The organism is Candidatus Foliamicus sp. (genome assembly GCF_965221325.1).
Classification (GTDB): Bacteria; Pseudomonadota; Gammaproteobacteria; order Steroidobacterales; family Foliamicaceae; genus Foliamicus.
Window position 1 is genome coordinate 2284922 of record NZ_OZ244880.1, and the last position, 22609, is coordinate 2307530.

14 protein-coding genes, 2 tRNA genes and 2 rRNA genes are annotated in these 22609 nt (G+C 61.0%); 7 read left to right on the forward strand and 11 right to left on the reverse strand.

All coding sequences use genetic code 11. The annotated features are described in order from the left end of the window. The first annotated feature begins 47 nt into the window (after positions 1-47). The 3 genes from ACWCOO_RS09820 to ACWCOO_RS09830 all read left to right on the forward strand — a co-directional run bounded on the left by ACWCOO_RS09820 (position 48) and on the right by ACWCOO_RS09830 (position 2990). Positions 48-548 carry a hypothetical protein gene (locus ACWCOO_RS09820; protein WP_446830799.1) on the forward strand — a complete coding sequence of 167 codons (501 nt, stop codon included), beginning with the start codon at positions 48-50 and terminating at the stop codon, positions 546-548. A gap of 406 nt (positions 549-954) precedes the next feature. Continuing rightward, positions 955-1935, forward strand: a complete 981-nt coding sequence (locus tag ACWCOO_RS09825; RefSeq protein WP_446830800.1) for an ester cyclase — start codon at positions 955-957, stop codon at positions 1933-1935. Between the two features lie 83 nt (positions 1936-2018). Then, a complete protein-coding gene (locus ACWCOO_RS09830) occupies positions 2019-2990 on the forward strand; it encodes a quinone oxidoreductase family protein (protein ID WP_446830801.1) in 972 nt (323 codons plus the stop codon). A gap of 102 nt (positions 2991-3092) precedes the next feature. Here the strand turns inward: ACWCOO_RS09830 and ACWCOO_RS09835 are convergent, their stop codons facing one another. From ACWCOO_RS09835 to ACWCOO_RS09850, 4 genes are read right to left on the reverse strand one after another with little or no spacing between them, the layout of a single operon-like run. Next, positions 3093-4244, reverse strand: coding sequence for a cobalamin-independent methionine synthase II family protein (locus ACWCOO_RS09835; RefSeq protein WP_446830802.1), 1152 nt, complete (start codon positions 4242-4244; stop codon positions 3093-3095). A 34-nt stretch (positions 4245-4278) separates the two neighbouring features. Then, a complete protein-coding gene (gene hisD, locus ACWCOO_RS09840) occupies positions 4279-5559 on the reverse strand; it encodes a histidinol dehydrogenase (protein WP_446830803.1) in 1281 nt (426 codons plus the stop codon). A 10-nt stretch (positions 5560-5569) separates the two neighbouring features. Next, complete coding sequence (locus ACWCOO_RS09845) at positions 5570-6595, reverse strand: ester cyclase (protein WP_446830804.1); 1026 nt, start codon at positions 6593-6595, stop codon at positions 5570-5572. A gap of 43 nt (positions 6596-6638) precedes the next feature. Continuing rightward, a complete protein-coding gene (locus tag ACWCOO_RS09850) occupies positions 6639-7814 on the reverse strand; it encodes an ester cyclase (protein WP_446830805.1) in 1176 nt (391 codons plus the stop codon). A gap of 118 nt (positions 7815-7932) precedes the next feature. On the opposite strand from ACWCOO_RS09850, the gene ACWCOO_RS09855 reads away from it, so the two are divergent. Both ACWCOO_RS09855 and ACWCOO_RS09860 read left to right on the forward strand, forming a co-directional pair. Beyond that, on the forward strand, positions 7933-10272 hold the full coding sequence (locus ACWCOO_RS09855; RefSeq protein WP_446830806.1) for a TonB-dependent receptor: 2340 nt from the start codon (positions 7933-7935) through the stop codon (positions 10270-10272). Positions 10273-10382: 110 nt separating this feature from the next. Further along, positions 10383-11993 (forward strand): sodium:solute symporter family transporter, encoded by a 1611-nt coding sequence (locus ACWCOO_RS09860; protein WP_446830807.1) that lies wholly within the window; start codon positions 10383-10385, stop codon positions 11991-11993. 6 nt (positions 11994-11999) lie between these two features. On the opposite strand, the gene ACWCOO_RS09865 is transcribed toward ACWCOO_RS09860, so the two are convergent. From ACWCOO_RS09865 to ACWCOO_RS09895, 7 genes are all read right to left on the reverse strand, one after another. Further along, positions 12000-13034: an ester cyclase gene (locus tag ACWCOO_RS09865; RefSeq protein ID WP_446830808.1), complete on the reverse strand. Its 1035-nt coding sequence runs from the start codon at positions 13032-13034 to the stop codon at positions 12000-12002. After that, the gene (locus ACWCOO_RS09870; RefSeq protein ID WP_446830809.1) at positions 13035-14039 is read right to left on the reverse strand and encodes an ester cyclase; all 1005 of its coding nucleotides are present in this window, start codon (positions 14037-14039) and stop codon (positions 13035-13037) included. A gap of 60 nt (positions 14040-14099) precedes the next feature. After that, on the reverse strand, positions 14100-16445 hold the full coding sequence (locus ACWCOO_RS09875) for a TonB-dependent receptor (protein WP_446830810.1): 2346 nt from the start codon (positions 16443-16445) through the stop codon (positions 14100-14102). Between the two features lie 100 nt (positions 16446-16545). Continuing rightward, a 5S ribosomal RNA gene (gene rrf / locus ACWCOO_RS09880) occupies positions 16546-16661 on the reverse strand. A gap of 156 nt (positions 16662-16817) precedes the next feature. Further along, a 23S ribosomal RNA gene (locus ACWCOO_RS09885) occupies positions 16818-19731 on the reverse strand. Between the two features lie 189 nt (positions 19732-19920). Next, positions 19921-19996: transfer RNA gene (locus ACWCOO_RS09890), tRNA-Ala, on the reverse strand. A 63-nt stretch (positions 19997-20059) separates the two neighbouring features. After that, positions 20060-20136, reverse strand: a tRNA-Ile gene (locus ACWCOO_RS09895). Between the two features lie 349 nt (positions 20137-20485). Here ACWCOO_RS09895 and ACWCOO_RS09900 point away from each other — a divergent pair. Further along, complete coding sequence (locus ACWCOO_RS09900; protein ID WP_446830811.1) at positions 20486-21352, forward strand: cupin domain-containing protein; 867 nt, start codon at positions 20486-20488, stop codon at positions 21350-21352. A gap of 232 nt (positions 21353-21584) precedes the next feature. Then, entirely contained in the window at positions 21585-22583 is a 999-nt protein-coding gene (locus ACWCOO_RS09905) for an LLM class flavin-dependent oxidoreductase (RefSeq protein WP_446830812.1), read from the forward strand. The last annotated feature ends 26 nt before the right edge of the window (positions 22584-22609 follow it).

A 22609-nucleotide genomic window follows, 5' to 3' on the forward strand; every position in this document is an offset into this window, starting at 1 on the left:
CTTGCCGGCAAAAGACAATCAACACGGGCGCAAGTCGAGAGGGCAATATGAAGAAAATCAAGAAGAATCGCTATGGGAAAGCGCTTTTCGCCATGGCAGTTTTGGGAATGGCTGCACTGGCGTTTCCAGAAGAGTCACATGCTTACGGTCAAGGAGTAGCCGATTGGCTCGCGGAACGTACCGGATATAACGGCTACCGGGGGCAAAATTGTCAAGGATATCCGATAGTAACTCTTGGTAGTGCCAGGGAGGTGTACAGCCGGGTCGGTGCCTTCGGCAGTTACCGGCTCGGTAGTTACGGCGAGTGTCAAAACGATGTGTTATTTCTAAAAAAGGAAGCCTATAGGGAGTGGCAAGCTTGCAATCGCCACGTTAGAGCGGCCACGTTTATTGGGTTAGCGGGTGCGGCTATCCCCGCCGTAGTGGCTGCCGGCCCCGCTACCACCGCCGCCGCCGCAGCCGCGAGAACTGTTATTATGACAGGATCGTACCGAGGTTTTGCCATCACAATGGCTACGTATGCCTCTGCAGAGGCTGTAACGCGGTGATCGCTACTCGACAGTATGGTACGAGGGATATGTGGGAGAATGCCATGAACACTACTTCCAAATTGATATCAGGTCTGGTGTTGACCATGTGGTTGTGGGTTCCCTTGCTGAATACCATTAGGTGGGCGCTTGCGCGTATGGAAGACCCGATGGCCAACTGGGTTCCCGACGATTACTTCATCTTGCTGGCTTTAGTGGGCCTGTCTGTCGCCGGATGTTGTTGGGTAGCATTGAGCCATCTGCTACACACGGACACAGGATCCGGCACACGGAGCGAGTAGGTCGCCAGAACCAATTCTCGCGCCGCCCGCCGTTCGGGCGGCGCGGTCCTTGCGGGCTGGGTGGAGACTATTGTTCTCCAGATAGCCTAAAGCGCTTCATTTCCGGAAATCATGCGAGGCAGGAAGTGACCAGAAGCGCAGGCGCCGCCGAAGTAACCGACTACATACTCCGCATCACCCGTGAGATCTGGGAGGATGGCAACCCCGACAAGGTGCTGCGCTACTACGCCCCGGAAGCGCGGATTCATGCCTTGGGCGGAATCATGCGCGGCGCGGCGGAAGTGACCGCCAATACACGCGCCATGCAAGCCGCTTTCCCCGACCGGTTGGTTATTGGCGAAGAAGTCGTGTGCAGTCCGCTGGACGGAGGTACATGGCTGTCCTCGCACCGCATCCGCAGCCCGATGACCAGCCTCGGCGCGAATGCGTACGGGCCGGCCACGGGCGGGCGGCTCACCACGCATGTTTTCGCCGATTGCGTGGTGCGCGACGGGATGATCCACAAGGAATGGCTGACACGGGACAACCTCGACCTGGTGCGGCAGCTCGACCTGGACCCGCTCGCGGTAGCGCGGCGGGAGGCCGTCAAAACTCACCCGGATGAACACCTGGAGTGGCTTGCCGGCGAAAGACGGCGGGTAATCGCCGGCCCGAAAATCAAAGCGCGCCACGACGCTCCCGCTCTGCAAGCTGACCCCACCAAATATGCCGAAGCGGTTCTCTCCGGAACCTTGCAGGACGTTTCCGCCGTTCCCGCCGCAGTGTATGCGCCCTACGCCGTCTTGAGCGACTCGCGAACAGACATTGGCGGCAGGCAAGCGATACTGGCGCACTACGCCGCACTGCGGCAAGCGTTGCGCGTGTTGCGTTTAAGCGTCGATCACGCCGCAGTCGAAGCGCGCGGCGCCGATGGGTTCACGCTGGCGGCGCGCTGGACGGCGGCAGCCGAGCATTGCGGTACATTCGAGCGCCTGCCGGCAAGCGGTGCGCCGCTGTTCGTGATGGGTATAACGCACTGGTGGCTTACGGGTTCCCGCATAGCGCGCGAGTGGACAGTATTCGACCGGCTGTCGCTGATGGAGCAAATCCTGCGCCATGGCGGTTAAGCGTTTGCGCTTTCCGGTTGCCGGAAACTGATGCGAAAGGTGAGTTGGCTTCGGCCAGGCGATATATACAAACGGAGGTTTCGATGCGCGGATTCAAAGTTGACACGTTCGGCGGCACCGACGTTATGCAGTGGCGCGAACTCGGCGCCTTGCAGCCGGGGCCAAGGCAAGTGCTTGTGCATGTGAAGGCATCCGGGGTGAATTTCGCGGAAACCCGAATGCGCGCCGGAACCTACTCGGGACAGGAACTGCCTTTCATCATGGGAATGGAAGGCGCCGGTGTAGTTGCCGAATGCGGTGAGCAAGTTACGGAATTCAATCCCGGCGACCGGGTATTCGGCCGCGCCCGGGGGTCGCACGCGGAGGCGGTCCTGTTCGACGCCGATCACCTCATGCCATTGCCGCAAAACTTGTCGTTCGTGGAGGGGGCCGCAATCCCGGTGAGCTGGCTCACCGCATGGCACGCGCTGGACGCGGTGGCCGGGATTCGGGAAGGGCAGCGGGTGCTCATAGAAGCCGTTGCCTCCGGGGTAGGAAGCGCGGCGTTGCAGATTGCGAAATGGGCCGGCTGCTGGGTGGCAGGCACTGCCAGCCGCGACCCCAAGCTGGAAATCGCTCGTCAATGGGGCGCCGACGCGGTCTACAACTACAAGCGCGACAACATTCCGGTGCGGGTCGGGCGTGACACCGATGGCCGCGGCGTGGACATCGGTCTGATGACGATAGGCGAGGAAACAGCGGAGGCGCTGCTGGACGCCATGGGGATGGACGGCAAGATAGTCATGTACGGCAGCACCGGCGGGCGTCAGGTCTGCTTCAATCTGAATATCGGGGTGAGAAACCTGGCGCTGCTTAGCATGAGCATCTCCACCAGCGAGCGTTTCCTGAGCTACACCATGCCCCGCTTTCGTGAAGTGGCTCTGCCCTTGTTCGCGAGCGGCGTCTTCAAGGCCCCGGTCGGGACGGTGCTGCCGTTGCAGGAACTAGCGAGAGCCCATCAACTCATCGACGAGCGCAACCATTTCGGCAAGATCGTTCTCACGGTGGACGGTTAGCCGGGAGCGCTGAACCCGTGAGTTGCATTATTCCGAGTTAGTGCCAGTGAAGCGTATGCGGCGGCGCCGCATCGCATCCGCCGGCCCCATGAGAGACCGCGCTCAGACGGCGGGCCAAAGGCGTTTGCTGGCAATGGCGGCGCCGGCGGCCATGGCAGCCAGCTTTGCATAGGCGATGTCCGGGTCCACCGCGCCAAAGCCCGCGAAGGTCGAGAATCCGCAGTCCGTGCCGGCCATTACCCGTTCGCGTCCGACGATATCGGCAAAGCGACAGATGCGCTCGGCCACCAATTCGGGATGCTCGACAAAATTGGTGGTGGAATCGAGCACCCCGGGAACCAGGATTTTGTCGCCAGGCAGATCGGCCTCGGCGAACACGCGCCATTCGTGGGCATGGCGCGGATTGGAGGCCTCGAACAAAAGCGCCTGAGGCTTTGCCTTGAGCGCAATCGGCAGCACCATTTCCATGGGCGCGTCGTGGTGATGCGGACCTTCGTAGTTTCCCCAGCACACGTGCAACCGCATCCGTTCAGCGGGCAGGTTCCGCAAAGCATGGTTCAGCGCTTCCACGTGCAGTTCGGCCTGGCGCACATACACATCGTCCGGCTGGCCCTTGAACATCATGTGGCGTCCCAGCCCAAGATCGGGCGAGTCGAGCTGCAGCAGGAAACCCGCGGCAACGATGGCCTCGTATTCCGGACGCATGGCGTCGGCCAGAGCGTATAGGTAAGCCTCGTGGTTCGGGTAGTGCCGGTTTGGCTGAAACAGGGCGATGACGCCCGGAGAGGCCGAGTTCATGAACGCGCCCGCGGGGCGGTGACGATCGATGGCGGCGCGGAAGTTGGCGAGATCCTGTCGCAGCGGGTCCATGTCCTTGACGCGAATCTCGCCTACGCATTCGGGGCGCCGGTAGCTGGGCGTCCCACCGCTGGCGGCCTGGCGCTGTAGAAAACCGGGAAATTCCTCAAGGTCGGCGGGTGGGCGCCTGGGACTGTCGCCGGCAAAGCCCGTAATGCGGTCCTTGATGTAGGTAGCGTAGCTGATCTTGCTCATTTCGCCGTCGGAAACGACATCCACGCCGGCTTCGCACTGGCGCGCCACCACGCTGTCCACCGCTTCGGACAAAAGGGCGTGGCGCGCCGACGGCTCCATCCGCTCGCCTTTTTCTTCGCCGAACACCATATCGGTTACTGCCTCGGAGCGAGGCAGGCTGCCTACATGCGTGGTGAGAATGCGTTCCGTGGAGTGCGGCATGTTTGGGTCTCCGCGCGAGCCGGGGGTTCGCAGTTTAGTCCTGGCCGGCGTAGCGGCGCAGGCGGATGTCGGCCTGTTCCTTGTGTCCGGCAAACCCCTCCAGCGCGCACAAACGCGAACAGTACTCGCCGATTTCCACGGAAGCCTGCTCGGTAATGCGCTGGTAGGTGCAGGTCTTGATGAACTTGCCCACCCACAGCCCGCCGGTATAGCGCGAGGCACGGCGCGTGGGCAAGGTATGGTTGGTGCCGATTACCTTGTCACCATAGGACACATTGGTTTCCGGCCCCAGGAACAGAGCGCCGTAGTTGCGCAAGTTGTCGAGAAAATACTGCGGGTCGCGGGTCATGACCTGCACGTGCTCGGAGCCTATCTCGTCGGCCTTGGCCAACATTTCCTCGTAGTCACTGCACAAGATGACCTGGCCGTAGTCGCGCCAGGCGCGCCCCGCAATATCCGCCGTGGGCAGAACGCCGAGCTGGCGTTCGACTTCCGTCATGGTGGCTTGCGCCAGCTCCTCGGAATTCGTAAGCAGAATTGCCGGCGAATCGGGGCCGTGCTCGGCCTGTCCGAGCAGGTCCGCCGCGCATAATTCACCGTCCACGGAATCGTCCGCGATCACCAGCGTTTCCGTGGGTCCGGCCAATAGATCAATGCCCACGCGCCCGAACAATTGCCGCTTGGCCTCGGCCACGAAAGCATTGCCCGGCCCCACGATCATGTCCACCGCGGGTATCGCTGCGGTTCCCAGCGCCATGGCGCCAATGGCTTGCACGCCGCCCAGGCAATAGATTTCATCAGCGCCGGCCAAGTCCAGGGCCACCACCACCGCCGGGTTGGGCGCTCCTTGAAACGGCGGGGATGCCGCGGCCACGCGCTCGACCCCGGCGACTCGGGCGGTAACCACGCTCATGTGTGCGGAAGCCACCAGCGGATACTTGCCGCCCGGCACGTAACAGCCGACGCTCTCGACCGGAATGTTGCGGTGACCCAGCACAACGCCTGGGCGTGTTTCCACCTCCACATCTGCGAGCGCCTCGCGCTGAATGCGGGCGAAGTTGCGAATTTGCTCCTGGGCGAAACGGATGTCGGCGATGGCTTGCGGGTCGAGCCGTGCATGACAGCTATCGATCTCCTGCCGGCTCAGACGGAAGGAGTCCGGCGCCCAGTCGTCAAACTGGCGGGAATAGCGCCGCACGGCATCGTCGCCATGCTCGCTGATAGCGTCGAGTATGGTTTCTACAGCCGACTGAACGCGCGCGTCGCGCTCGCTCTGCTGGTCGGCTTCCATGCCTTTTTTCAGATAGCGAATCATCTCGTCCTCTCTAGCCGCTGCCCGGCGGCGTGCGGCTGGCGCGCTGCAGTCGCAGACGCTCGAAAAGATCGTAGCCTAGCTGCAGGCAGTATTCGATGGTGTCGATCAACACCCAGTTTTCGCGCAGCAGATTGTCCTCGCGGCGCCAGAAGTCCATGACCCGCATGCCCACTTTACGGCCGGTTGGCGCCAGACCATAGAGAAGGCTGCCCGTGTGCGTGGCCGAAAGACTGTACCAGCCGGTGGAAGCCGCATAGCAGCCGTCGGCGAATCGTGCCACGTGGGTGCCGCCCTTGCGGTCCGGCAAGGCGTCCAGAAACGGCGTCTGGTGCCAATCCTTGAAACCACGGATGCCGCGGGTGGTTCCGATTCCGGCCGGCCCGTACCACATGAAGTCCGGGTGCCAGTGCAGGTGATGTCGCATTGTGTCGAGGTCCTGACCATCGTACTGATGCAGTCCTTCGAAGATCATGTCGTCCACCAGCTTCAGCGTCGCTTGCGTCTGCGCCTGGTTCTGCTCCTCAAGCACTACGCCGTCGCGCGTGGCGGGGCCCGGCACGATACCGCCGTCAACGGCAATCGAGGGTGGCAGCAGGGAGACGCCGGCCTGGTGCATGAGGTCGAGCAGGTCGAGCAGCACGTAGCTGGCGGCAATCCGCCCTCGCTCCATGCGAACGAACTCGCCGTAGCGCAAGTAAGCAAGATTGCCGGTGGCGGGTATTCCCAGCCAGTCGGCGTCGAAGGTGCCTACGTAGTAGCCGGTAGTGCATATCCAGCGGGCGCCGTCGCAGGCGCCACCGAACAGCAGGTCAACGCGTCGCTCCAGGTCCGGGAAAGAGGCCATGAGCGGATGCAGGAAGCCCTTGAGGTAAGCATCGCGTCCATCGAGCAGGTTGATCGGATGCGGGCCTTGCCAGGCCGCTTCCGGGGTCATGCGCTGACCGAGTTCCCGTTCGTAGGCGCGCACGCCGTGCCTGCGCCAGGTCTCGATCAATTCATGCACGGCGCGCTTGTCGCCGCTCAAGCTAGTGCTCATGCGTAGTCACGCTCCGTTTGCGGGTCAGTTCTGTGCCGGTAGATTAGGGCCCTTCGTCTTCCAGCTCCGTCTGCTCCGCGGCGGGTGCGCCGAGCAATTGCATCATCACGTCAAGCTCGTTGAACAGCATCCACTCCTCCGTGATGCGCCCATCCTCTATGCGATGCTGGGTGATTCCCCGAATGCGGACTTCGCGGCCGGTCGGCGGGCCGAACACCCCATGACCCCGATGAGCGCCGTAGGCATTCCAGCGGGTTGACGCCAGGTAGCCTTCTTCGGGATTGCCCATCCAATAGACCTCGTCCACGTTGAGCGCCAGATCGGGAAACTGCGCCAATAGCGACAGTACGAACGCCTGGTACGGCCCCAGACCGCTGAACGAGCGATCCGTGGGGCCATTGAACTCGATATTGTCGGCATAGCGCCCTTGCAGTGTGCCCAGCATGCGCCGGTTCCAGACGCACTGATACAAACTGCGAATAAAGTCCTCGACATCCAGTTCGCCCGCGATTGACGGCACGGACGGATAGGCGGGCTTGTCCTGACCGCGTTGCCGGGCCGCTTCGGCAACGGTGTAGTCGTCGGGCAGCGCCGACGCGCCGCCCTCGGCCATCTGACGCGCCACGTCGCTCAACTCCAGACCCATCTGGCGCAGCATGGCCGAGGTGTTGTAGAGCACATGCTCCAGGAAAATCTCGTTTTCCCGCGACACGCAATTGGCGATACACCAGAGCGAAACGCGCTTCCCCGTCGGCGGACCGTAGCGGCTGTAGCCGGTGTTGTCGCCCTGGATGATCGTGCGGTGCGAGGTATGAAACCCGACTTCCTCGTTGCCGGCCCAGATGATTTCGTCGGCCACCAGGCGAATGTTGGGGAAGGCGTTGATCGTGTGCGTGGTGTCGGCGACGATCTTGTCGCGCCCGTATTGCAGGCCGTAGTCGTCATAGACGCGGCTGTTGTGGGCGTAGGTGTCGTAGATGTAGCCGATGTCCTTTTCTTCCCAGATGCGGTGCGTGATGCGAACGATGTAATCGATGATGTTGCGGTATTGCGGTTCGAAACCGTGCATCGACTGGGCCGGCATGTCATCGCGCCCAGCGGCCAGAAAACGATCCGTGCCGCCCCGCGTGTATTGCGCCAGGGAAATGGAATAATCGGCCGGCATGTGCGCTTTCGTGAGCCGCGGCAGTCCGGTTTCCGCGTCCTTAGTCTTCTGCAAAGCCTTCTCTTTCGGCATGTTTTGCTGGCCTGAGGCCGTAAATCAGGGCCGCTTATTTTGCATGTTTGCTGTCGGTGTGTATAGTAAGTCCCCTTTTTTGGACTCCCGGGAAAAACCTATGAATTCCAAGGCCAAGTTTTTGCCGACAACCAGCCCGATTGCGCTGATTGCTGCATTATTCGCCGTCAACGCGGCGCAGGCGCAGGGCGCGCTGGAGGAAATCGTGGTCACCGCGCAAAAGCGCGATCAGAGCCTGCAGGACGTATCGGTGGCGGTTACCGCCGTGTCCGGCGACGAATTGAAGGCCTTGGGCATCACCGATTCGTTCCGGCTGGAAATACTGGCGCCGGGATTGCAGTTAGGCATGTCCGGCGCGGACCCGCGGCCCGCATTGCGCGGCGCCCGCACCCAGCAGGTGGAAGCCAACGATGTCGCCATTTCCTTCTATACCGACGGCCTTTACCGTCCGCGCCACGGGCAGGCCCTGGCAGGCTTTGTGGATGTGGACCGCGTCGAAGTGTTGCGCGGACCGCAGGGCACGCTGTTCGGGCGCAACTCCTTCGGCGGGCTGATTCACGTCATCAGCAACCGGCCTGATCCTTCCGCCACGGATTACGGCTTCGCTCTGTCCGGCGGCGACTATTCGCTGGCCGGCTTCGACGGTTTTTTCAATGCGCCCTTGAGCGACAACTCCGCGGTGCGCCTGGCGCTGAAGACGGAAACGCGCGACCCGTTCGTGCAGAACATCACGATCGGCGACGACGGCGGCCTCAAGGACGCCGATATGACCTACTTTCGCGGCCAGCTTTCGTTTGCGCCCAGCGACGCCATGGACCTGCTGTTCCGCGTTGAGAGCTGGCAGGACGATTCCAACGGCAATGGTCATTTCGGCTACTATCCGGAGGGCGTTCCGGTAAATTTGAACACCGGTCTGACCAATGGCGTGTCCGGCACCATGCGGCCGCGCATCGGGCGCTCCGACGAATGCGCGGGCACCTGTGGACGCTATGGCGCCGGATTTGATTTCGTCGCGACGCCTGGGCTTGATACGGCCGCGCCGGTGACCGGTGACCCCTACAGGATTGCCGACGACACGCCGCCGGAGCGAGACCTTTCCGAACTTACACTGGCGGGCGATCTGAACTGGGCGCTGGATTTCGCCGACCTGAAGGTAACGGTCGCCTACATGGACTACGAGGAATATCGCTGGGCCGATTGTGACATGTCCGCCTATCAGACCACGGCCTGCGGCAACGACATCACGTCCGAAACCAACATGCAGGAATTCCAGCTCACCTCCAACTCCGATGGCGCCCTGGAATGGGTCGTTGGCGTGTTCCTGCTGCAGGAAGACATGACCAACGCATTTCTCTGGGAAGACTTCGCTTCCGTCGTGGACAACACGCCGGTAAGCCCGCCGGACATCAACGCGCACGCCACATGGACCAACCAGATCCGGGTCGATACTTCATCCGCCGCGGGATACGGACAGGCTTCGTATGCCGTCACCGACGCCACGCGCGTGCTGGCCGGAGTGCGCTACACGAGCGATGAGCGCGACTGGCAGATTTACGGCCAGGACCCGAACAACACTTCGACCTACTCGTTTACCGTGCTGGAAGTGCCCGACGGCGAGGGTGACTGGAGCGAGGTCACCTGGAAGGCCGGCGTGGAGCTTGATACGAGCGAAGACACGATGCTCTATTTCACCGTGTCCACGGGCTTTCTGGCCGGTAACCAGCAGGGCGCTTTCCAGGGCACGAACTCGTACGACGAGCAGACGGTCACCGCCTACGAAGCCGGCGCCAAGAGCTTGCTGGCGGACGGTCGAGTGCGGCTCAACGCCTCGCTTTACATGAACCAGTTCGAAGACCTGCTCTCGACGCGCTTCGTCGATACCGGCGTGACCACGCTGGCCTTCACCGACAACTCCGGCGCTATCGACGCTGTAGGCCTGGAAGTGGAAATGGACTGGGCCGTTACCGACCAGTTGCAGTTGGGCGCAAGGATGGCTGTCCAGCAAGCCGAGTATGGCGACTTCGTTTTGCCCAATGTGTACCAGGAGGGTGGTCAAACGATAAGAGGCACGGACAATCACTTCCAACTGGACGGTCTTCAGGTGCAGAACTCGCCCGACTTCACGGCCACGCTGCTGGGCAGCTACACGGCGGACCTGGCGGGAGCCGGCACGTTGATTCCGGCTATTACCCTCTACTATTCGTCTGACTACCGGGTGGACGACTCGAACTGGTTCTACGGCAATCAGGAAGCGTTCACCAAGACGGACTTGAGCCTGACCTGGGTTTCCATCAGTCAGGACTGGACCGCCCGCTTGTGGGTCAACAACATCGAAGACGAAGCCACCCTTCTCAAGGCGACGCGCTTCGGCGGCGACCTCGCGGTAACGGATTACGCCAACCCGCGGATGTGGGGCCTTACTGTGGGCTACCGCTACTAGTCCGCTTTGCCGTTTTCGAAAGACCGGGTTCTGCCATGGCGGAGCCCGGTCTTTTTTTGCGCCCAAGCGCAGACTTGCATGTCTGGCCAGACCGGAACGCGGGCTAGCGGATGATCGAATTCGGCGCGCTCAACTGGACGATTGTCGGCGCTTACCTGGCCGGCACGCTGGTGCTCGGCGCCTTCCTGAGCAAGCGCGTTCAAACCGCCCAGCACTACTACCTGGGACAGCGCACAACCCCCTGGTGGGTTATCGGCGTGTCCGTGGTGGCTACCTATTTCGGCGCCATCACGTTCCTGGGCGGGCCGGCCTGGTCGTACAAGGACGGCTTCGCGGTGATCTTCATCCACATCAACTACCCGATCGTTATCTTCATCGTCAACGCGCTATTCCTGCCATTCTTCTACAACACCGGCGTCGCCTCGATCTTCGACTACCTGGAGCGCCGTTTCGGACTGGCCTCGCGGACGCTCATGTCGGCCGTATTCCTGTTCGGCAACATCGCCTACTCCGGAATCATGCTCTACACCACCGCGCTGGTGCTGCAGCTCATCACCGGCATGGATGTGGTCAACGCCATTCTCGTTATCGCGGTGGTTGCCGTTACCTACACGATGCTCGGCGGGATTTCTGCCGTGATATGGACCGACCTGATCCAGAGCGCCGTGCTGTTCATTGGGGCGGCGGTTGTCATGGTCATGCTGGTCGGCGGGCTGCCCGACGGTTTCCTGGGCTCGTTGCAGGGGCTGAAGGAAATGGGCAGGGCCAATCCGTTCGAATACAGCTTCGATCCATCGGTAGTCGCCACCATCTGGACCGGCGTCATCGCCATGTCGGTGTATCACGTCGTGGTTTACGGAGTGAACCAGATGATGATCCAGCGCACGCTGGCAGCCAGGACGTTGGGCGACGCAAAGAAAGCCTATGCCTTCATGGGCTATGCAGCGTTTCTCGTTTACGTCGTTTTCTTTCTGATCGGGATTCTTCTTTACAGCTACTACGGCGGCAGGGATTTCGATAACGACAACCGCATTGTCCTGGACTTCGTAAACACCATAGGCCTGCCGGGCCTGATGGGCGTGATTACGGCGGCCATCGTGGCGGCGGCGATGTCCAGTCTGGATTCGAGCCTCAACTCGATGGCCACCGTCACCACGCTCGACTTCTACGAGAAATTTTTCAGGAAAGGCGCATCGCCAGAACACTACCTGCGGGCATCGCGCTGGTTCACGCTGATGTGGGGCGTCCTGACGGTGGCGCCGGCCATTATCGTGGCGCAGCGGGCCGACATATCGGTTCTGGAGATCCTGAGCAAGGTCGGCGTGTTCCTGGTGGGCTCGAAGCTGGCCATGTTCGGGCTGGGCTTCTACTCCAAGCACGCGACGCAAAAGGGCGTAATTGCGGGCGTGGTGGCGGGATTCGCCGCGCTTTGGTATGTCGAAACCTTCCTGGACGTGGCCTGGCCCTGGTATGCCGTGCTGGGAGGCGTCGTCAGCATTGGCGTCTCGCTGTTGGCAAGCCTGCTCCTGGATGGCCGCCAGAAGCAATACTCGCTCTGGACGGTGCAGGGTCAGAAGGCCGAGTTCGCACGCAAGGGCTTGCCCGAGAAGAAAGACGGCTGGTACGTGATTCCCGGCAAGATCGACCGATCGAGCTGGTTCCTGCTGGTCTATTTCGCCTTCTGCGTGGTGGCGCTGGCGGTGGTTTACGGGTTGATCTGACCCGCTTCAGGGTAGCCTGAGCGCGATTCCGGCTTCCCGAAATACATCGAATTCCAGTTGCAGGAGCATATCCACGAGGTCGATGAGAACCCAGTTTTCGGCCAGGACGTCCCCACTCCGCCGCCAGATGTCACAGAGGCGAACGGTGAACATCTGCCCCTTGCCCTCCACACCCAGCCACGGGCGCACCAGGAAGCCGCCGTGCGATGGCCACCCTCCACAGGCCACGTACGCGCCATCCGCAAAGCGGGCGTAATGCCCCTTTACGCGCTCGTCGAGTTGCGCATCGCCGGATTTGCGAAACGCGCTGGAGAACCTGCCGGGCGCGAAGACTCCTTCGTAAGGCAATTGAAACCGGCAAAAGCCCTCCATGCCGAAATAGCTGCCGTATCCCGACGGCCCGTACCAGCACATATTGGGGCTCCAGTAGGGCCTCCAGCCCTCCTCTTCCGTCCATAGTTCCGCAAGCATGTCCTCGACTGTCTTGAGGCTCGTCCGCGATTGGTTCGGATCCTGCTCCGAACGGAGCATTCCATCGCCGGTGGCCGGCCCCGGAACGAATCCCTCGTGCCCCATGCTGGGCGGCAGCGGCCAACTCCCGAGCTGCCGCAAGAGATCCAGCATGTCCCAATAGAGGTAGCTCTCTACCGAACGGCCCGCCTCCATGCGATGGAATTCCGCATAGTGCAGCCAGGTGGCTTGGCCGTGCGCCGGGATGCCCATCCAGTCTTCAACGAATTCGCCCATGTAGTGGCCGTGACTGACCACCCACTCGGACCCTTGGCGTTCGCCCCCGAAAAGCATGTCGCTGCGCCGATGCAGGTAGCGAAAGGAATGCGAAAGGGGTTTCACCACGCGCTCGATAAACTGTTCGGCGCCATCCACCCGGTTGATGGGTTGCACCACGTTGACCGTTGCTTGCGGGTGCAGGAATGTGCGCAGCGCGGATCGCACGCGCACTGGATCGCCGTACGCATAGTCGGCAACAAGCTCGGCGTAGCGCTGCTTGTTGCGCAGCGTGGTCCCGGTGGCGATGCCCATTCAGGTGCGGGTGATTGAGCGGACGCGGCCCAGCAAGTCCACGCCCAGCGGCAGAAGGTAGTGCAGCATGTCGATGAATACCCAGTTCTCGGCCAGCTTGTCACCGTCGCGCCGGTAGATGTCCACCACACGCATCTCGGTGGGACGATCCGAGGCCGGCAGGCCCATGAAGCCAGCGCCCTGCTTGAGCTCCAGATTGGGCCAGCCGAACCAGCCGCCATAGCAGCCCTCGGCGTGCTCCAGGACATGACCATTGAACACGATGTCGTTCAAACCCTCGCGGAAGGGCCCTTGGTGCTGAACCTGGTAGCGCGCAATGGTGTAGGTGGAACCTATGCCGGCCGGGCCGAACCAGATCATGTCCTCATGCCACGTGGAAGCAAGCGAGGCATTGGGCGACTGGAAGCCGTCCTTGTCCACGAGATCGTCGCACATACGCAGTATGAGTTGCAGGGTTTTTCTGGAATCCGCCTCGTCTTGAGGCTCCAGCAGGATGCCGTCCTGGGTGCGGGGTGGCGGATGCAGGACGGGGGAGCCGGTCTGCATCGGCAGGGGATTGAGCCCGGCCTGCTGCATCAAGCTGACGATGTCGCAAAACAGCGCAGTTTCGGCGATCTTGCCCCCCTCGATGCGAAAGAACTCGCAGTAGGGCAGCATGGCGACCTTGCCGGTGGAAGGGATGCCCAGCCAGTGATTGTCGAACAAGCCGAAGAACTTGCCCATGCTGGTGACCCAAAGAGTTCCGTCGAGCCCGTTGGGGCCCGCCATGAATATCTCCTGGCGCCGCTGCATGCGCGGAAACGCTGCCCGCAAGGGCTCCCACACCGTCTCGGAAATTGCCGACGCACCCTCGATTTCATTGAACGGATGCACGCCGCGGAAAGTCAGCCCGTCGTGGGCATACTTGGTGATTACGTCACCAATCCGGCCCGGGCGGGCACTCTCGAACGCGTGGAAGTAGTCCAGAACGCAAGCTTTCGCCCGCGCAATGTCGCTTCGGCGCACTCCCTTGCGATCCCCCGCCCGATTCGCGACGCCGGCCATCCACTCGACGCCGCTTGCCGGTCAGAAGCTGTAACTCAGGTTTACGCCAAAGTGCCGCCCGCGGTTAAGGTTGGCCAACTGGGCATACGGGAATGTGAAGTCGCCCGTGGTCAGATCAAAGCGCGCGAAGCGGCGCAGATCGCGGAAACGGAACGACCCGGCCAGAGTGCGGTCATCCAGGATGTTGTTGACGTAGGCCGTGAGCTTCCAGTTGTCGCTCTGCAGCCCGGTGCGCAAGTTCCACTTGTATTCCCAGCCGAGGTAGGACAGGTTGTAGATTTCCGACCAGCGCTTTCCGATCATGTTCAGATCGGTGCGCGCGAAGAAATCCCAGCCGCTGAATGCGCCCGGCCTGTTGTAGTCGGCCGAGAGCTGAATCTGCCAGTCCGGATAGCGATAGGGCTCGTTGCCGGCAAGGTCGGGATCTACACCTAGCTGCGGCGCGAAGGTTTCTTCCACGAAGAACTTGTACTCCGGAGCCGCGTAACCGATAGACCCGGAGAAAAGCCAGTTCTCCGTTGCCAGAAAGCTGGTTTCCAGCTCCACTCCATAGACCTCCGTCTCGCCCGCATTGGTGGTAATGGTCGAATCCTGTCCCTGGGCGTCCAGGAACGTCTGGCGGATCTGCTGATTCGACCAGTCCAGGTAGTAAACCGCCGCATTGAGCAGCACCCTGCCGTCCATCCACAGCGTCTTGGCGCCCAACTCGTAGTTCCAGATGGTTTCTTCCTTCACGGTGGGTTCCACGCCGAGGTTCCCCGCCACCGCGCGGTTGTTGAAGAAGCCGGGCTTGTTCCCCTGCGAAATTACGCCGTAGAGCGTCATGTCCTCGTCGGGTTTGTAATCCACGATGAAACGCGGCAGCACCCGTTCGAAACTCGCCGTGTCGAACCGGAACGCATCCACATCCTCGTTCGAGCCCAGCCCCGGAACCTCGGGCGGCGTCTGCGGGTCGAACTCCGCAGTGGATTCCCGCACATCGTCCTCCTGCCAGCGTACGTCCAGACCCATGGAAAGCTGGTCGTTCAGGTCGTAAGTCACACTGCCGAATACGGACACGTTCTCGATGTGGCGAGAGCTCTCGGCCCGCCCAAACGGGCGCGAGGGAGACAGCCGCAGGTTGCGGCCCAGGATATCGTGCTCGTAGTACGACACACCCGCGAAAGCCGTCAGGCGATCCGACCCGGGTGCCCTGACCTTGAACTCCAGGCTCATGTCCTGGAAACCCTGATAGGACCTGTTGGCCTCCACAAGTCCGACACTTCCGAACACCAATCCGCCCGTGCCGCCAAGGCCGTTGGGCACGCCGATGCTGTCATCGTAACTTGCGTCCAGGATCGTATCTACGGTTTGCTGATTAGAGCCGGCACGCAGCTCGAACGTCCAGTCGTTGCGGGTTACGTAATCCAACTGCGCGGTGTAGCGGCGCGTAGTCTGGAGCTGGCCCACAGGCTCCCCGAAACGCTCGGCCACCCGTTTGTTGTTCTGCTCGACGGTGTCCAGATCGGACGGCAGCTCGCCGCATATGTAGCCCAGGGGTATGCTGGAGTTGTAGAACAGGCAGTTGTCCAGCGACTCCGGCAGGCTGAGCGTTGGCGGTGCGCCGTCATCGTCTTCCGCCCACGAGCCGAACAGCGTGACGGTGAGTTGGTCGTTGGGCTCCCAAAGCAACTTGCCCGATATGGCTTGGGTCCTCTCGTCGCCGACCGTGGCGTTGTCCTCCAGAGCGGCGACATTGGTCCACTCGCCGCCGAACTCGTAGTAGCGGGCGCTCACCAGGGCCTTCAAGGTGTCGGTGCCGAACAGCGGACCGGAAACTGTCACAGCCGTATCGGAGCGGCTGTGCTCGCCCAGATCGAAAATGGCGTCGAATTCCAGCTCGTCGCCCGGCGACTTGGTGATGTAATTGACGGCGCCGCCGAAGGTGGCGCGGCCGAACAGGGCCGACTGCGGGCCCTTGATCACTTCGACCCGTTCAATGTTGTTGAAGCCGAAGGTGGCCGCCGTGCCGAGAACGAAAAACCCGTCCACGAACACCGAGGAGTTTTGGCGGTCAACCACCGACGTGTTCACGACCAGGCCGCGGAAATAAGGATTGGCGTCGCGCCCGCCCACCGTTTCGGTGTAGAACCCGGGCGTATAGTCCGCCAAGTCGAGAATGTCATTGACGCCGCGGTCGTAAATGTTTTCATTGGTGAGCGCGGTGACCGTCAGCGGCAGAGATTGCAGGTTCTCTTCGCGCTTGCGCGCGGTGACGATGATCTCTTCCAGGGCAAGCTCCTGGGCAAATGAAGGCGGAGAGTCGTATGCGATGGCAATCAATGCCGCGATTCCCGCAGACGCGAATAGTCTGATGCTTCTGGTCATTGGCTGAAGCCTCCTCCCGTGGTTGCGCCAAGGAGCCATCTCCTTGGCGGTGCGCTGCGCGAGAGCGCTATGCCCCCGCTTCGCGCAGCCTTGAATAGATGCCTGGCGGTGACCTACTCTCGCGCGGGGAAACCCCGAACTACCATCGGCGCTGGACGTTTTCACTTCCGAGTTCGGAATGGAATCGGGTGGGACCCGTCCGCTATCGCCACCAGGCGGAAAAAGTGGCGCGTCCCGGTTTGCCGGGACGCGCCCAGGAATTGTTCCATGCATCGTTGAGCCAACCCGAACTCGCCGCTAGGGGCAAACCGCCCCTGCGCTCGCCGGGCCGCAATGTTTGCGTGTTGAACGCGGGAATGCTTCGGTGTGACGCGGTTCAAGCCGCACGGGCAATTAGTACTGGTTAGCTTCACGCGTTACCGCGCTTCCACACCCAGCCTATCAACCTTGTAGTCTTCAAGGGCCCTTCAGGGATCCGAAGATCCGGGAAACCTAATCTTGGGGTGGGCTTCCCGCTTAGATGCTTTCAGCGGTTATCCCTTCCGTACATAGCTACCCGGCAATGCCACTGGCGTGACAACCGGAACACCAGAGGTACGTCCACTCCGGTCCTCTCGTACTAGGAGAAGCTCCCCTCAAGTTTCCAACGCCCACGGCAGATAGGGACCGAACTGTCTCACGACGTTCTAAACCCAGCTCGCGTACCACTTTAAATGGCGAACAGCCATACCCTTGGGACCTGCTACAGCCCCAGGATGTGATGAGCCGACATCGAGGTGCCAAACTCCTCCGTCGATGTGGACTCTTGGGAGGAATCAGCCTGTTATCCCCGGAGTACCTTTTATCCGTTTAGCGATGGCCATTCCATACAGAACCACCGGATCACTAAGACCGACTTTCGTCCCTGCTCGACTTGTACGTCTCGCAGTCAAGCACCCTTTTGCCTTTACACGCAATGCGCGATGTCCGACCGCGCTGAGGGTACCTTTGTGCTCCTCCGTTACTCTTTGGGAGGAGACCGCCCCAGTCAAACTACCCACCATGCACTGTCCCCGACCCGGATAACGGGCCTGGGTTAGAACCTCAAACAAGCCAGGGTGGTATTTCAAGGCTGGCTCCACGAGAACTAGCGTCCTCGCTTCAAAGCCTCCCACCTATCCTACACAAGCTGGTTCAAGATCCAGTACAAAGCTGTAGTAAAGGTTCACGGGGTCTTTCCGTCTAGCCGCGGGTACACTGCATCTTCACAGCAATTTCAATTTCACTGAGTCCCGGGTGGAGACAGTGTGGCCATCGTTACGCCATTCGTGCAGGTCGGAACTTACCCGACAAGGAATTTCGCTACCTTAGGACCGTTATAGTTACGGCCGCCGTTTACCGGGGCTTCGGTCACGAGCTTCGCCCAAGGGCTAACAAGATCACTTAACCTTCCGGCACCGGGCAGGCGTCACACCCTATACATCCTCTTGCGAGTTAGCAGAGTGCTGTGTTTTTAGTAAACAGTCGCAGCCACCTGGTCACTGCGGCCCCCGACAGCTTGGGGAGCAAGTCCCGTCACCGTCAGAGGCGTACCTTCTCCCGAAGTTACGGTACCAATTTGCCTAGTTCCTTCACCCGAGTTCTCTCAAACGCCGTAGGATTCTCTCCCTGCCCACCTGTGTTGGTTTGCGGTACGGTCGCCCGTTACCTGAAGCTTAGAGGTTTTTCCTGGAAGCATGGTGTAAGCCACTTCCCGGCAATGCCGGTGGTCTTGCATCTCAGCGTTAACAGCGCTCCGGATTTTCCAAAAGCGCCCGCCTACCTGCTTTCTCCGGGACAACCAACGCCCGGTAGGCCTAACCTTCTCCGTCACCCCATCGCAGTAACGGCCGGTACAGGAATATTGACCTGTTTCCCATCGACTACACCTTTCGGTCTCGCCTTAGGGGCCGACTCACCCTGCGCCGATTAGCGTTGCGCAGGAAACCTTGGGCATCTGGCGTGCGGGTTTTTCACCCGCATAATCGTTACTCATGTCAGCATTCGCACTTCTGATACCTCCAGCACGCCTCGCGACGCACCTTCACTAGCTTACAGAACGCTCCCCTACCCCCGACACGCTCCGAAGAACGCATCGAGCCGCAGCTTCGGTATACGGCTTAAGCCCCGTTAAATCTTCCGCGCAGGCCGACTAGACCAGTGAGCTGTTACGCTTTCTTTAAAGGATGGCTGCTTCTAAGCCAACCTCCTGGCTGTCTGGGCCTTCCCACTTCGTTTACCACTTAGCCGTAATTTGGGGACCTTAGCTGGCGGTCTGGGCTGTTTCCCTCTCCACGACGAACCTTAGCACCCGCCGTGTGTCTCCCGTGCTGCACTTACCGGTATTCGGAGTTTGCATCGGTTTGGTAAATCGGTATGACCCCCTAGCCGAAACAGTGCTCTACCCCCGGTAGTGATACACGAGGCGCTACCTAAATAGCTTTCGGGGAGAACCAGCTATCTCCAGGCTTGATTAGCCTTTCACTCCTATCCACAGCTCATCCGATAATTTTTCAACATTACCCGGTTCGGGCCTCCAGCAGGCATTACCCTACCTTCACCCTGGCCATGGATAGCTCGCCTGGTTTCGGGTCTACTCCCGGCGACTCAATCGCCCATTTAAGACTCGGTTTCCCTACGCCTACCCTACACGGTTAAGCTTGCCACCGAGAAGTAACTCACTGACCCATTATACAAAAGGTACGCGGTCACCCAGCCCGAAGGCCAGGCTCCCACTGCTTGTACGCACACGGTTTCAGGTTCTATTTCACTCCCCTCACCGGGGTTCTTTTCACCTTTCCCTCACGGTACTGGTTCACTATCGGTCGGCAGAGAGTATTTAGCCTTGGAGGATGGGCCCCCCATGTTCAGACAAGGTTGCACGTGCCCCGCCCTACTCTTCGTCACCCACACGCCGATACCTTTCGCATACAGGGCTATCACCTTCTATGGCCAGACTTTCCAGTCTGTTTTGCTAGGTTCCAGCGTGATTATGGTGAACTGGGCTGTTCCCCGTTCGCTCGCCGCTACTAGGGGAATCTCGGTTGATTTCTTTTCCTCCGGGTACTTAGATGTTTCAGTTCCCCGGGTTTGCTTTAACGCACCTATGTATTCAGTGCGCAATGACCGTAAACGGTCGGGTTTCCCCATTCGGAAATCCCCGGATCAAAGCCAGTTTGCAGGCTCCCCGAGGCTTATCGCATGCTACAACGTCCTTCATCGCCTTCTGCCGCCTAGGCATCCACCATGCGCGCTTGATTACTTGAACCACGTCACCCGAAACATTCCCGTTGAAGAAACGATCGGGGCGTGTGAAATAACCACGCGAATGCAGTTCCCACAAGTTCAACAATGCCCGGCAAGCGCTTGGCCCTGAGCGGGCCTGGCTTGCCGTATGCAATGGAACAATCCTGTTTGTAAACGAGCTGCATGGCCGTTTCGGCCATGCAAGAAAATCTGGTGGAGCTGATCGGGTTCGAACCGACGACCTTCTGCTTGCAAAGCAGACGCTCTCCCGGCTGAGCTACAGCCCCGGGGGCCGGCGGAAAGGCCGTTTGAAGGTTCGGCCGCTCCTTCGCTGGCGGTCTGCACTCGATTGGTGGGTCTGGGAAGATTTGAACTTCCGACCTCACCCTTATCAGGGGTGCGCTCTAACCAACTGAGCTACAGACCCGCGCTCAATACACACACAACGGCTGCCGTCAGCTATGGGCCGGGCACGGCTTTTCAGCCGGCGTCTTGGCGAAGCGGACGCGCGCAATTTTGTGTGCCGTTGTGAAAGAACAAAATCGCTGACGCGCCCATGCGCCAGCGGATTGCCAATTGTAGGGGAATTCTGCTGCTCGTCAATACTAGATTGAGGGCCTTATGAAGTTTCGGGCCGACATTAGTTGTAGCAAACCGCCAAGGCGCGCGCAGTCTCCCCCTTAGCCCGAACTCGAATACTGATTGCGTAGCGCTGGGCAAGGCCCAATGACCTATTCTGTGGCATTCTTGAGCGGGCAAGAACCAGGGAGCAAGAAATGGCCAGACCCCACATCGAGTTCATTCAATCGCAGGCGCTGCCCTGGCGGGGCGGCGTGTTCAACGGACGGTTCGACGGCGTGGCCGTGAAGGTTTTGAGCAAGGACGATGAGACCGGAGCCACCAGCAATATGGTCCGCTATCCCGCCGGCTGGTCGCGCAGCGGACCCGAGCACTTGAATGCGGATGAGGAATTGCTGGTCCTGGAAGGCGATCTTGAGATCAACGGCGTGAGCTACACCGACTTGTGTTACGCGCACCTCCCCGCCGGCCACACGCGCCGAAGCGCTTCCAGCAAGGGTGGTGCGGTGGCACTGACCTTTCTTTCCCGGACGCCCGAGACCCTGACCGGAGAGGGTCCCGACGACGACAGCGAGCGACTGGTAACGAAAGTGGATACCTTGGGCACAAAACTGGACACCAGCTTGCGCGAGCTGGGCGTGGATGTCGATGAGGGCGACGGCATGCTCGACGGATTCCGCAAGTTCTCGCGCATCATCTGCCGCGAGGACCCGCACACGCACGACCAGACCTGGATATTGTCCGCGCCGCCGCTGTGGCGCAACGATGTCATCGAGATTCATCCGGTGGTGGAGGAGATGTACCTGCTGACCGGCGACCTGACCGGCGACACTGGGCTGATGAAACCGGGCGCCTATTTCTGGCGGCCGCCGGGCATGCCGCACGGGCCATTCGGCTCCAAGACCGGCAATCTGCTTTTCTTCCGCACTCAGGGGGGGCCACTTTCGACCGATTTTCAGCCTGGTGCCCACCTGTTTAGTTGGGACGCAAAGCTCAAACCGGTGCTGCCGCCGGAACTGGCTGAATACGCACCTAAGGTCGAAGCCGAAGCGGGATATTGCTGAGGTCGGGGAGGCAAGGCGTACTGCCGACCGGCGGTTCATTCGCGTCCTCTTTCCGGAACACGCCGGCAAGCACCTCCCTGTGGGCTCGCATTCGCCATCCCTGGCTCATGATGGTTCCGGAAAGAGGACGCGAATGAACCTTTGGCTGCTGCGGGTACCCATAATTTGCGACCACTACCACTGCGGCGGGAGGCAGCGCGGCCTGTTGCAATGTGCGGGCTGGCGGTAAGTCATGCGTTTTGGTCTGCGGCTGATCGAGTATCTGGGGGCCGTGCCGGAAATGGTGCGGCTGGCCGTGGCGGGGGAGAGGGCCGGCTTCGACAGCGTTTGGTTCCCGCATGACACCTTCATGCGCCACACCTGGGTGACGACGTCCGCGGTGGCCACGGCCACCCGGCGGATCCAGATCGGCTCGGTGGGTACCAACCCGTACACGACGCACCCGGTGGAATTGGCCACCTACGCCGCCACACTCGATGAACTGTCGGGTGGTCGCTTCATTCTGGGCATGGGCCTGCACACGCTGGACATGATCGGCTGGGCCGGAGTCGATGCGTCCGACTACCTGCAGCGCCACCGCGAGGCCGTACACCTGATGCGCGGCTTATGGCGCGGGGAGGTCATGGAGTACGACGGTGAGGTGTACCAATGGGGCCCCGAGTGCTACCTGCGCTTCAAACCACTGCGCGCGAACATCCCGATCTACCTGTCGGCCTTCGGCGAGGATTTTCTGCGCCTGAGCGGCGAAATCGGTGACGGCAGTCTGCCGATGATTACCCCGCCTGCATCGGCGAAACAGATGGTTGCGCCAATCCGCGAAGGGCTGGCGGCGCGGTCGCAGCCGCCGTCGGAATTCGTGGTGTCCGGATGCGGCTGGCTTTCGCTCTCAAGGGAGAAGGCAGCGGCTTCGGAAGTCATGAAAAATCTGGCCGCATATTTCGGCCCCTACCTCGAAGACCACGCGCTGCGCACGATCGGGGTTAGCGCCGCCGACTTCGCTCCCATGCGCAAGCTGGTGGACGCCGGACGCATGGAAGAAGCGCGCGCACGGGTCACGCCGGACATGCTGCGCCTTGGGATATCCGGCACACCCGCGGAGGTCATCGAGCAGATACATGCGCTGGCGGAAGCCGGCGTCAACGAGGTGAATCTCGGTGGTCCCTTGGGGCCGGACCCGGAAGAAGCAATTCGCCTCATGGGCGAGGAAGTGATTCCGGCCTTCCGAGGCTAAGCGTCTCTGCGCACCTCGTGATGGGG

Bases quoted from the DNA above. Each gene is read 5' to 3' on its own strand.
- hisD (WP_446830803.1), bottom strand. From the start codon at position 5,559: ATGATTCGCTATCTGAAAAAAGGCATGGAAGCCGACCAGCAGAGCGAG.
- ACWCOO_RS09865 (WP_446830808.1), bottom strand. From the start codon at position 13,034: ATGGGCATCGCCACCGGGACCACGCTGCGCAACAAGCAGCGCTACGCC.
- ACWCOO_RS09855 (WP_446830806.1), top strand. From the start codon at position 7,933: ATGAATTCCAAGGCCAAGTTTTTGCCGACAACCAGCCCGATTGCGCTG.
- ACWCOO_RS09845 (WP_446830804.1), bottom strand. From the start codon at position 6,595: ATGAGCACTAGCTTGAGCGGCGACAAGCGCGCCGTGCATGAATTGATC.
- ACWCOO_RS09905 (WP_446830812.1), top strand. From the start codon at position 21,585: ATGCGTTTTGGTCTGCGGCTGATCGAGTATCTGGGGGCCGTGCCGGAA.
- ACWCOO_RS09835 (WP_446830802.1), bottom strand. From the start codon at position 4,244: ATGCCGCACTCCACGGAACGCATTCTCACCACGCATGTAGGCAGCCTG.
- ACWCOO_RS09860 (WP_446830807.1), top strand. From the start codon at position 10,383: ATGATCGAATTCGGCGCGCTCAACTGGACGATTGTCGGCGCTTACCTG.
- ACWCOO_RS09900 (WP_446830811.1), top strand. From the start codon at position 20,486: ATGGCCAGACCCCACATCGAGTTCATTCAATCGCAGGCGCTGCCCTGG.
- ACWCOO_RS09820 (WP_446830799.1), top strand. From the start codon at position 48: ATGAAGAAAATCAAGAAGAATCGCTATGGGAAAGCGCTTTTCGCCATG.
- ACWCOO_RS09830 (WP_446830801.1), top strand. From the start codon at position 2,019: ATGCGCGGATTCAAAGTTGACACGTTCGGCGGCACCGACGTTATGCAG.
- ACWCOO_RS09875 (WP_446830810.1), bottom strand. From the start codon at position 16,445: ATGACCAGAAGCATCAGACTATTCGCGTCTGCGGGAATCGCGGCATTG.